The sequence below is a fragment of the Achromobacter sp. 1014246743 genome (assembly GCF_059760725.1).
In genome coordinates this window covers 65,150-77,820 of the sequence record NZ_JCBANA010000016.1, presented here as the reverse complement: position 1 = coordinate 77,820, position 12,671 = coordinate 65,150, and the positions used below count along the sequence as shown (strand labels likewise).

1 protein-coding gene is annotated in these 12,671 nt (G+C 71.8%); it reads right to left on the bottom strand.

Annotated elements, in window-relative coordinates; all coding sequences use genetic code 11:
- Nucleotides 1-76: 76 nt before the first annotated feature.
- Nucleotides 77-12,628: a filamentous hemagglutinin family protein gene (locus tag AC6LJ2_RS09260; RefSeq protein ID WP_498151229.1), complete on the bottom strand. Its 12,552-nt coding sequence runs from the start codon at nt 12,626-12,628 to the stop codon at nt 77-79.
- Between the last annotated feature and the right edge of the window lie 43 nt (nt 12,629-12,671).

Below are 12,671 nucleotides of genomic sequence, written 5' to 3'. Positions count from 1 at the left end.
CGTGACACGCCGGCCGCCTTTCGTGCACGGCTGTCAAAGGCGCCGGACAGCGGCCACCGGCCCGGCGCCCCCTTTCCTACATCGCCAGCTTGCTTCTTTCCTGCGCGGTCAACGCGCGCATCTCGCTGTCGTCCAGCGTGCCCGCGCCCAGCACCTGCACCGCGCTGGCGGCGTCGTAGCGCGGGGCAGCCGCCGCTGGGCCGGGCGGCGAAACGGCGGCGCCGGCCACCGGTTCCTCGCCATACCCCAGGATCTGCACATTGATCACCGAAGGCTGGTTCTGGCGCGCCTGGTTCTGGGCGCGCTGGGCCGATTCCTGCGCGGCGCCCACCGCCGAGGTCGCCGCCGCGCTGGCCGACGACATCGCGCCGGTGTTCACCGACGCCGTCACCGGCACCCCGCGACTTTCGCCCTGGGCCTGGATGTTGGCGGCGTTCACCACCTGCAAGGCGGCGATGTTGACGTTGCCCGACACGCGGATACCGGCCTCGCCCGCGTCGATGGTGCCCAGCGGCGCGTACAGGTCCACGTCGCCCGCCGGCACCTCCGGCAACGGCGCCAGCGTGGCGATGCCCGCGCCGGTGGCCGGCGCGCTGGGCGACAGCGTGACGTTGCCGACCGCGTCGTAGACCCGCTTGGGCGGCGTGTACAGCACCGTCGTCTTCGAACCTCGCCCGGCGTTGATGTCGCCTTGCGCGGACCACGCGGTGATGCCGCCGCCAAAGGTCGTCATGACCCGGCTCTGGCCCAGCAGGATGCTGCCCTGCGCATACAGCTGGATGTCGCCCTGGCCCTGCGTGATGATGCCGGCGCTGGCGGGCGGCGCCGCGCCTTCCACGCCGAACACCTGCTGGCCACCCGGCGTGAGCAACTGGATGTCGCCGCCGAAGCTGCTGCGGATGCCGGCCGCGCCGTACAGCGTCAGGTCGCCCTGCCAGGCGCCCGGCACGGTCTCGGGGAACAGCGCCGCGATGGCCTGGCGGCCGCGCAGGTAGCTGCCCTGGCGCGGGCTGGCCTTGTCGTTGTATTCGCGTCCGCCGGCCCGCAGCTCGGCGAAATACACCTGCCGCGCGAAGATGCGCTGCTGTTCGGCCGGCAGCGCGCTGAAGTAGGCGCGCGCGTCGTCGCCATTGCCGGCAAAGCCGTAGCGCTGCGTCAGCCACAGCAGCAGCTCGGCCTCGTAGGTCTTGAACGCCAGGCCCTGGTCCGCCAGCGGACGGCTGGCGTCGGCCTGGCGCGACGGATCCAGGTAGCGCGCCAGGAAGCCCGCGTAGTCCGGGCCGGCCGCGCCCACGCCCGCCAGCACGGCGATCGAGGCGCCCGGGCGGCGATCGCCCGGCAGCACCGGCCCCAGGCTGGTGATCGATGCGCGGTCGGCCATCAGCACGTGGCGGCCGGCCGAGACTTCCAGCGTGCCGGGGCCGGCCACCTGGAACGAACTGTAGAGAATGTCGCGGCCTGCCGACACCCGCGACACGTCGCGCGCATCGCCCTGCACGAACAGGTTGCCGGACGAGGTCGCCGAGTTGGTGACGCCGAGCGCGAAGAGATAACCGTTGGTCGACGGCACCAACTGCTGCGCACCGGTGTCGGTGCCCGAGGCCACGATGTCGCGGCCGGCCATCATCCAGACCGGGCCCGCGGCTTCGTACCAGACCTGCCCCAGGTTGGGACCTGCGATGAGCGTGATCGCCTCGCCACTGCGCAGCCCCACGATGTCGCCGTCGCGGGCGTATAGACGCGTGACTTGATCGGATGCCGCGGCGCTGGCCGTGGGCGCATCGAAATAGAACAGCGGGAAGTGCGAGTTGCGGGCGCCGGCGATGCCGTTGGCGCCCTGGTTGTTGAGCGCGGCCGTGCTGGTGCCCTGCGAGGTGTAGCCGGCGAAGGCCGGCGCCAGCACATTGGCCACACTGGCCGGGTCCGCCCCCGAACGGTTGATGGCGTAGCCGCCCGCGTAGATCGAATTGCCCGCCAGCAGTTCAAGCTGGCCGCGCGCGCCCGGCGCCAGGGTCAGCGAATACGCCAGGCCAGTGTCTTCGGCATTGAGGTAACCGGCCGACACGCCCGCATAGATGCTGCCGTCATATGCCGTGGCGCGCAGGATCGACGGATACAGGTAGCGCGCATCCGACGCGGACGTGTTGCGCCCGACCTGCAAAGACAGGCCCTGTGCACTGTGCGAAGTCTGCCGGCTGGGCGTCAGGTTGCCGCCCGCGCTCGACAATTCAATGGCGGTGTTCGCCGTCCACATCGAGAACCAGCTGTAGCCGCCCCCTGTGACGGGCGTGCCGTCGCGCAGCCGGAACGGCGTGCTGTTCTGCAACGCCACCCGGCCCGGATCGCCCGCGCCGCCCACCACCAGATCGCCGCGCGTATCCAGACGCATCACGGCATCGCCCGGAATCAGCGCCAGGCCGCCCGTGGCACTGGCCTGCGTCGACTCATAGGGGTCGTAGCCGCGGCTTTCCTTGGCGTCCTGCAGGCCGGCGTTATTGCCATATTGCAGGTCCAGCCCGCCGATCGCGCCGCCCGCGAACTGCACATTGCCGCGCAGGTTGATCAGCGCGCCCTGCAGGTCGATGGCGGGGCTGCCATAGTAAGGCTTGGGGCCGCTGGTGGACGACACCTGGCCGCGCGCGCTTTGCGTCGGATTCAGCGCGCCGCCGATGCGCACGTCGATATCGCCGCCGCCCGTCAGCGTCATGGTGCCGTCCGCGCCGATCCGCCCGGTGCTGCCTACCGCCACGACCAGCCCCTGGCTGCGCGGGTTGGCCAGCGAGCCCCGCGCCTCGATGTTGCCGGCGTCGCCATCGGTGCGCACGCTGACGTTGCCGCCGCCCAGCGCGCCGAAGCCCGTAAAGCCCACCAACAGCGGCGTGGTGTCCTTGAAGTCCACGGGGGCACGGGTGTAGCTGCCGAAGTTGATCCACCAGGCGGTCGGCGTGTCGCCGCCATTGGCGCTGCCGGTGCCCTGGCGCCACAGCCAGTTGCCGACGCCGACGCTGGGCTCGATGCCACGGCCGTCGTAGGTGGGAATCACGGTCTTGCCCCAGACATCGCCCCGCAGCGAGCCGCCCGCGTACAGGCCGAGGTTGCCGCCCGCTTGCGGATACCAGGCCTGATAGCCTGAACCGGCCGTGACGAAGGGTTCGTAGGTGCTTGCATAATCGTCGCCCAGCACCGTAGAGCCGAAGCGGCCGCGCGGCAACTGGTAGGCCGGCGCCACATTGGGTGACTGGGTGCCTGCGGTATACACGCCATAGGCCGACATCAGGTTGATATCGCCGCCCGCGGCCAGGTCCAGGTCGCCCGTGCCGGTGCGCAGCACGCTGAAATTCTGCGTGTGCGGTGTGACCGATACCGCGCTGGAATCGCCGCGTTCGCACAAGCCTTCGACGATGTCGCACAGCCAGGCCATGTCGTCCGGCACCGGGGCGCCGGGTTCAAAGCCCGACTGATCGGCATCCGGGCCCCAGACCCAGCCGCCGCCCTGCACCAGGCTGGCGTTGTAGTGGGTGTCGGCCAGCGTCAGCTTGCCGGCGCCCGGGCCGGTCAGCACCCGCCGCGGATCGGCTGCATCCAGATCGGCGCCGGCCACCAACTGCACGGACCACGACTGACTGCCCGCCGGCAGCATCTGGGCCACGGCCCAGTTGCGCCGCTGGTCCGCCGCCGTGCCGGGACGCAGTTCCACGTAGTCGGTGCCGGCCGGGAACACCAGCTTGGCCTGCGACGGAATCAGCGCGCCCTGCTGCAGCGTGATGGTGCCTTCCATCAGCAGCACGTTGGCCTCGTAACCCTGCGTGGTGTAGAGATTGGGCAGCGCCACGTTGGCCGGCCAGGTGAAGGCGCGCAGCGACGTGCCATCCGTCAGCAGCGTGCCCGCGCCCAGGCGCGTGCCCGCCGGCAGGTCCACCGCCTGCTTGAGCACCGAGCCGGCCGCGTACAGCAACTGGCCGGCGGCATCGCGCACGTCGCCGGACAACACCGTGCCGGCGGCCAGCGGCAGCGACTGATCCAGCGCCGCTTCGACCGGCAACCGGGTGCCGGCCGCCAGCTTCACGGCCTTCAGCGGCAAGGGATAGTTCAGCGTTCTGCCGCCGGGGAACTCGGTGCCGTCGGCAAGCTGGACGCCGCCGCGCGGCAGTACCACGTCGCCGCCGAACGGCTGCGCGCCGGGCGTGAGGATCCAGCCATGCTCGTCGTCCGGCGTGGCGGCCGGCGGCGCGAAGCCGTCGTTGATGCTGCCATAGACATCCAGGTTGCCCTTGGCCCGCAGCGTCAGCGCACCGGCTTCACCCGAGCCGTACACCGACGTGTACGGCGTGCGCGGGTTGACGCTGGCGTAGCGATAGCCCGACAGGTCCAGGTCGCCCTGCACCACCAGGTCGCCGTCCGCCGTCTTGCTGAGGATTTCCACGCCGGGGCGCAGACGGAACGCGTCGCGATAGGCGGCGTTGTTCAGGCCCGCCAGCTTGCCGTCCATCAGGGCCGCGTTGGCCAGCGCCCCGCTCATGAAGCCGAGGCTGTCGCCGTGCTTGGCGTCCAGGTAGGCCTGGTTGATGATCTGGTAGGTGCGCCCGCCGATGCGGTCGGCGGGGTTGCCCACGTCGGCATCGTCGTAGCGCTGCATGGCGGTCAGCGTGATGGACCGGGCGCCATCAATCGCAATCGGGCCGCGCGCGTCGATGGCGATGTCGCCATGCGTGGCGGCGCTGCCGGGCGCCCCGCCGCCGTTCATGCCGGCATTGCCCGCCGCGTCGATGCGCGGCGCCAGCAATTCCAGCGTGCCGCGTGAAGCGCCGTCGTGCTGCCCGGCCGCCGTGCCGGGCGTGGCGGCGGTGCCATGGCGCAAGTCGATGCGCGCGCCGCCGGCCAGCGTCAGCACGCCGTGGCCGGAATTCAGTTCCACCACCGCGCGGTTGGGTGCGTCGATGATCTTGCCGTAGCCGTCCACCCGCAGCACCGAGCCATGGGCGTCCAGCACCGAGCCGGCCGCCAGCGTCAGGCCGTCGCGCGCCGCCAGGCGGATGCGGCCCACACGTTCGCCGCTGGCGTCCACCCGGCCCGCCACCGTCAGGCTGCCGCCGTCGAGGGACAGATTGATGTCGTTGGCGCGCAGCGTGTCGCCCACCGTCAGGCTGCCCTGCTTGATCTGGAAGCCGCGCGCGCCGAATACGCCGCCGTCGTTCAGGCGCTGGTTCAACGCATCGAAATCGGTGTTCAGCGCAGCCGGGTCGCCCAGGCGCTGGGCGCGCACGTCCACGCTGCCGGCGCGATACGGCACCGCGGTGCCGCCCGCGTCGTAACGGCCCGAGGCCGAGCCCACGATGCGGCCCAAGAGGCTCACCTGGCCATCGGCCGCCGCCAGCGCCACGGCGCGCAGGCTGCCGGCGTTGTTCTCCACGGCCGACAGGTCGATCAGCGCGCCAGCGTCCTGGCGGATGCCGCCCTGGCTGCTTTCCAGGATCAGGTCGCCGCCCCAGCTGTAGCGCAGCACGTCATTGAAGGCGATGGCGCGGCCGCTCAGGTCCAGTTGCGACGCGCCGGTCAGCAACACGCCGTCGCGTCCTTGCAGCGTCAGCTTGCCGCTGGGCAGCACGATCGTGCCGTCCACCCGTACCGATGCGCCTGACAGGCTCAGCTCGGCGCCCAGGTCCTGCACCGTGGGCGGCTGCGCGCCAGCGGCGGCCAGCAGCCGCACGTCGCCGCCCGCCGTGATGCGGTTCACCGAACCGGCCGCGCCGGTCAAGAGCGGCGTGTTCAGCGTCAGGTTGCCGCCGCTGTACGTATAGCCGCTGCCGCTGACGTAGGCGCCCTGCGACGCGTACACCGCCAGGCTGCCGCGATGGTTGGCGGTGATGCGGTCGCTGGCGTTCAGCGTCACGCCGCCAAAGCCCAGCACCAGCCGCGCGTTGTCGTCCTGGCCGCTGGGCTGGGTGCCCTGGCCGTAGCCGAATTCGATGCGGTCGGCGTCGATGCGCAACGCGCCGCGCCCCGTGCCCGCGCCGCCCGCCGCCACCGCGCCGGGCGCTTGCGTGGCGCCGTTCCAGACCAGGTTCTGCGTGCGGATGCTGGCCTCGTCGCCCGCCTCGCCATAGCCGTAGAGGGCCGGCGTGCCCAGCGCCAAGGTGGCCAGGCTGTATTTGCCGGTGACCGGGTCACGCGTGTCCAAGGCCACCGTGCCGTAGAAATTCATCGACTCGCGTGCCGTCAGCGTCAGCTTTTCAAGCGCCGGGGCGCCCGTGCGGGTGTCGCCGCGCAGCAGCCGCCCCAGGATCGCCTGGTTCAGCGTCAGCCCACTGGGCAGCACGCCGAGCGCGGCGGCCTGTGCCAGCGCGTCGGCCGTACCCGCGTTGACGGCGCCGACCGCCAGCGTCAGATTGCGGGTGCCGTACAGCACCTGCTCGCCCAGGTCGAAGGTGCCGTTGGTGGCGGCGGCGATGGTGCCTTCGGAATACAGCTGTGTCACGCCCTGGCAGGCTTGCGCTGCGCAGGTGCCGATGCGGATCGAGCCCGCCCCCGTCGCCTGGGGGGCCAGCACGTCAAGGCGGCCATTGGAAACGGCCAGCAGCCCGGCGCTGCCGGGTTCGAAGGCATAGCCGTTGGTCGAGTCCGCAGACGGCGCGCCGCGGCCCAGCGTCGAGATGCCCGCGCCCGCTTCAAGCTCGATCGTCTGCGCCGAGACCAGCACTTCCGGCGCCGCCAACTGCGCGCCGGCGCGGACCAACACCTGCGTGGCATTGCCCTGGAAGGTGTAGAAGCGCCCACCCTGGCCGTACTGCACCACCGGCAATGCGCCGATCACCAGGCGGCTGGCGCCCAGCGCGGCCAGGGCATCCGCGTGGACAGAGGCGCCATCGTAGCCCGCCGTGGGCGCCTGGCCCGCGGCCAGGATTTCCATGGCGAAACTGCCGCCCACGGCCGCCGCGCCGCCAAAGCCGCCGGCCGCCGGCTTGAAGTCAGCCAGGCCTTCGACGCGCAACGCCTGCCCGTCTTCCGAGCCGCGGTGGATCGCCAGGCGCAAGGTGCGGGCATCGGCCGGCAGCATCGCGCGCGGCACGCCACGCGTGGCCGCATCGGCGCGCACGAAATTGGCGTAGCTGGTCTCGTTGTATTGCGAATAAGTGCGCAGCACGTTGGCGGGGGTCAGGATCACCGAGGTCGCCAGGCCGTCGGCCACCTGCGTGCCCGCGATGGACAACCGTCCGCTGGCCGCCCACGACTGGTTGCGCATCTGCGCCGGCGTCATGGCGGCGCCCGCGGCCGCGCCGGTATTGAGTTCGACCCGGAACGCGCCGGGCAGCAAGGCGTAGGTGGACGGCATCAACGTATAGGTGCCGGCCGGCAGGCCCGGTACACCGGCGCCGATCGTGATGCGCTGCCCCGGCGCCGCCTGGGAGGCCCCGGCTTCGCCGCCCACCGGCGCGTAGTCCGACTGCGCGCCGGGCACGATGGCGTAGACGGGGTTGGCCGCCAACCCCGGCAGGGTGAAGCCGCCCTGCGGGTTGTTGCGCACCAGCGGCGCATAGCGCGCATCGGTCGAACCGCCGCGGCCTGACACGAAGCCGGCGCCGGTCAGTTCGCCGCCGCCCGACAGGTCCAGCACCGACCCCGCCAGCATGTCCACGTCACGGAAGGCCAGCGTGATGCCCGTTTGCAGCGACGCCCCGCTGCCCACCCCGATGGCGCCGCCCGCGCCCACCAGCGCAACGTCCGCGCCCTTGAATTTATAGGCCACGCCATCGGTAGTGCCGCCATAGGGCATCAGCAACCCGGCGCCGCTGACCGACGTGACGCTGCCCGGCAACAGCGCCAGGTGCCGCGTCCCCACGGTTTCGCTGACGTCGCCCAGCACGATCGCGCCCAGCGGCGCGCGCACGACGCCGCCCTGCTCCACCGTGGCCGCCGCCAGCCGCAGCGAACCGAACGCCGAATACGGCACCGCCGGCAGCGGCGCATCGGCGCCGCCGGCGCGCCCCACCCGCAGCGTGCGGGTGGGGTCGAACACATTGGCATTCGAGATCGGGTTGCGTGTGTAGCCCGCCAATACCTCGGCCTCGGCGCCCGTCACCGGATACAGCTGCGCGGCGACCAGGTCCAGGTCGCCGCGGGTCCAGAGCCGCGTGCGCGGCTCGTCGTCGTTGCGCGCCAGGAAGCGCAGGTCGCCGCCGCTGGCCAGCGTGACACGGTCAAAGCCCGTGCGCGTCACCGCCAGCAGGCCGCCCACGGGGCGGTTGATGGTGCCCTGGGTGCCGAAAGACAGGCTGTTGCCCACTTCCAGCAGGTCGGTGGCGTGCACGGTGAACGCGCCCGCCGCCACCGACGGCGCATCGCCGAACAGCACGCGCGGCCGGATCACGCCGTTGGTCGAGTAGTACTTGCCGGGCCCCGAGAGCCGCACCTGCGACGCCGCCAGGTTGACGCGGGTCGTGGCCGCCGCGTCCGGCGCCAGCGAGAAGGCGCCCGCATACAGGCGCAGGCTTTGCGCCACCGCGATGTCCACGGCGCCGTCAAACGACATCAGGCCGTTGGCCAGCAGCCCCAATTGGTCAAAGCCGCCCCCGGCCAGCAAGCGGGAGACATCCAGGCGGGTCTGGCCATAGCGCAACGCGTCGGCACCTTCGCCCGGCTTCAGGTCCGTGGCCAACGATTTGCCGCCGCCGGCCGCCAGCACCATTTCGCGCGGCACCTGCACGGCCGGGTCGGACGGATTGTCGCCCTGCGAACGGTACAGCGGCGTTTCCAGCGCAATGTCCAGCGCGCCGCCTGCCGCGGTGGCGCCGCCGGCCCGCGCGATGAAGGTGCCGTCCAGGAACAGGCCATTGTAGGAACTGAGCGCGATGCGGCCGCCGCTGCGGTCCAGCGGCACCGGCCCCACGCCGTTCACGTCCACCACCGCGCTCGCCCCCGACGCATCCAGCACGGCGCCCGGGCGTATCACCACATAGGCGTCGGACGAGGTGGCCGTGGCGCGGTCGTGATTGAGCTCGCCGCCGATCACGATCACGCCGCCCGCATCGGCCACGCCATAGCGCCGGCCCTGCGTGTCCACGCCAGTCTCGGCGCGGCCGGCCACGTTCAGTACCGCCTGCTCGCCGATCCAGATCGACCGGTTGTGCACCTGGCCCGCGGCCGTCTCGATGGATTCGGCCACGTCGATGTCGCCCAGGCGCAGTTGGCGGATATCGATCTTGCCGCCGGCCGCCGTCAACGCGCCCAGCACCGTGATCTGGCCCGCGCCGCGCAACTGGATGGCCTGGCCCGGATCGACCGCGACCTGCGCGCCTTGGCCAATCGTCAGCGCCGCATCGACGTCCGCCCCGGGCAGCGCCACGGACCGTCCGCTCTGCAGCGACAGGCTGGCGCCGCGCCGCCGCGTCACCGTGCCCGCCACGGGGTTGTGCAGGTAGACGGGCGGCAGCCCGGTTTCCAGGGCGGCGCCGGTCGGCGTACCGGTGGCCAAGCCGGCCGCCTCGGCCACCGGCCGGTAGACCGGCATCGTCACGTCGATGCGCGCATTGTCGGCGACAGACGCGCCGCCACTGCCGGTGATCTCGTAGCGCGAAAAACCCTGCTGGAAGAACGGCGCCGCCAGCGCCAGCACGTCATCGCCGGCATCGGCCGGACGGTCGCCCAGCACCACCTTGCCCGCCGTCACCGCCAGCGTGCCCCCGCCATCCACCCCATAGCCGCGCAGCGCGGCATCCAGCACCACACGCCCGCCGCCCGCCGCACCGCCGGGCACCGCTTCCACCGTCACACTGCCGCCCTTGCCGCCGGTCAGCTTGCCCTTGGCGCGCAGCGCGGCGCCCGAGCCCACGTCGATCACGCTGCCGGCCTGCAGATCGATGTCGCGGTTGCTGCGCAGCGACACCGTGCCGCCGTTCAGGTAGGGCAGCGCGCCCGTCTGGCCCGGCGCCAACGCCTGGTTGGTCCACAGGCCCGACGTATCCAGCCGGGCGCGCGCGCTCAGCGTCACCCGGTCGTCCGCATTCGCGACCCCCGACGCCGTGTCGTTCATGCCGGAGGGCGATACCTGGTTCAGCACATTGCCCAGCCGGATGCTGCCGGCGTTGGCCGTCAGCGCGGCGTCCACCGTCACGTTGTTCGCGAACAGCGTGATGTCGCCCCCCGGCGCGACGGCCAGGTCCGACCGTACCGCGATATCGCCCGCGGCGATCTTGATGGCGCCCAACCCCGCGTTATTGAGCCGGGTCGTATCCAGCAGCAGCTTGCCTGCGCGGTCATCGGGCAACGCCGTCGCCAGATCCAGCCCGGCCGCGACCGCGTCGGCGCGATCGGACAGCACCACCTGGCTTACCGTGCCGTCGCCACGCCCCAACGCGTATTGCAGCGCGCCGGTGCGCTTGTCGTAGTAAGGCGTGTACGTGCCCACCACCAGTTGCGCGCCGCGCGCCACGGCGCGCTGCGATTGCTGGTAGCCATCCAGGCCGGCCTGCGCGGCGGCGTTCTGGCGATCGCCCTGGAACGTCGTGCCGATCAGCTCGCCTTCCAGCACGGCGCTGCGCGTGCCGATCACGAGGCGGCCCGCATCGCGGCCCACGGTGTAGCCGGCCTCGAAGCGTTCTTGCGGCGCGATCAGCGGGTTGTAGAAATAGCGCGTCTGGCCCCAGCGCTGGCTGCTGGCCTCGTAGCCCTGGTACAGCCCGGTGTAGGCCAGGTCGCCGGGCGCGCGCGTCACCTCGTACAGCCGGCCGTCCACGCCGCGCAGCCAGCTTTGGCGGATCATGCCATCCTGCACATCCAGCGTGCCACCCGACAGGTTGATCTGCGAGCCGGCGCGCGTCACCACGTCGCCGCCCGTGAATTCGACATTGCCGCCCTGCGCCATCCACTCGTTGACGCCATGCGACTGCGTGCCCAGGTACCCGCTCACTTCCAGCAGGCCGCCGGCCGTGTACCAGCGGTCCGTGGCGTAGCCGTTGGTGCCGGCTGGCACCAGGACCAGGTCACGCACGTCCACCCAGACGTCCTTGCTGTTGAGCTTGCCGCTTTCCCGGTTGACCGGCGCGTCGCGTTGCTCGTTGCCCTGGACGTTGATCTTGAGGTTGTTGTTTTCCATCGCGACGGGCACGCCCACCGCGCCCGCCACGTCCAGCACCGCGCCTTCGCGCAGCAGGCTGCGCTGGGCCGCCTGCACCGCGATCTGCCCGCCCGTGGCCAGCGTGATCGAGCCGGCCGCGAAGTCCACCGTACCCGAACTGCTGATTTCCACCCGCGACAGTTCGCGCCGGTCGGCGCCCGCCGCCAGCAGCGGCGCATCGCCCTGCGCCGCGGGCGGCACGCGCAGGCCGTCACGCTGGCTGTCCAGCGCCTGGGCGCCGCTGCGGTCCAGCAGGATGGCCGTGGTGCTGTGCTCGGCCACCGTCACGCGGCCCTGCCCGCCCGTCGCGGTCAGGTGCAGCGTGCCGCGCGCATCCACCGACGTACTCGACAGCAGCACGCCGCGCTGCGCGACATCGCCGCCGGTCAGCGTCACGTCGCCCAGCGCCGCCTGGATCAGGCCCGTGTTCTCGACGCGGCCGGGCGTACCGGCCGGCGTCACTTCGTTGCCGCGGGTCGTGGACACCAGATTGCCCGACGTACCCTGCCCGCGTTTGATCACGAAGCTGTCGCCCGCGGCCAGCAGCGCCTGTCCGGACGGCGTGTCGATCGTGCCGGCGTTGGCCGCCGTCTTGCCCAAGAGCAGCACATAGCCGCCGCCCGTGGTGGACGTGCCGGGCGCCGCGGTCTGCAAGCGCGCGCCGGCCTGCACCTCGATGCCGCCCAGCGCGTCCGTGAAGGTCGGCTGCGCGCCGTTGTCGGCGTACAGGCCTTTCGTTTTGAATTGCGCGTCGGTGATCATGGCGGCGGCGGCCACCAGGTTGCGCGCGTTGACCTGGCTGGTGCCGGTGAAGATCACGCCGTTCTGGTTCACCACCAGCACCGTGCCGTCGGCCTTGATGGCGCCCTGGATCTGGCTGGGCTTGGCGCTGGCGCCGACCACCCGGTTCAGCACCGCATCGTCCGCGCCCTGCTTGAACTGCACCGTGGTATTGCGCCCGACGTTGAAGGTGTCCCAGTTCAGGATGGCGCGAGACTGCGTCTGTTCGATGGTGACGACCTGCCGGCCGCCTTCCGTGCTGGCCTTGGCGGCCCTGGCGCCTTCCCACTTGGCCAGCGCGCCCCGGGCTTCCCACAGGCCGCCTTCGACCAGGCCATCGGGCACGCTGGCGCCGTTGGCGGCGGCTGCGGCACGGGCCGCCGCCTGCGCCGCCTGCTGCGCGGCCACGGCGGCCGCCGTGCGGTTCAGGTTGTCCAGCGACCGCTGCAGCTGCTGGCGCGATTCGGCCTGCTGGCGCGCGCCGTTGCCGATGCCCGCCAGGCTGCCGTCCGGCATGCGGCCGGTGCGCTGCGCCGTGGACTGCACCGCGTTCTTGTCGGCGAACCAGCCCGGGCTGAAGGCTCGCGCCTGGGCCTGGGCCGCGCCGCTCCAGCCCCCCGCGATCAGCAGCGCGGCAACGGCCTGCGCCAGCGGCGTCGGACGCCATTGCGGACGGCCACGCCTTGCCGCGCGCGCCATGATTGCCTTGCCGTCCCGTTGCGCCATCCGTGCCTGCATGATCGTCCTTCCTTATTCCAATCGCGAGTGTTCGCCACCTAGA

What these genes read in the sequence shown, in the direction of transcription:
- AC6LJ2_RS09260 (WP_498151229.1), bottom strand. Translation starts at nt 12,628, where the DNA reads ATGCAGGCACGGATGGCGCAACGGGACGGCAAGGCAATCATGGCGCGC.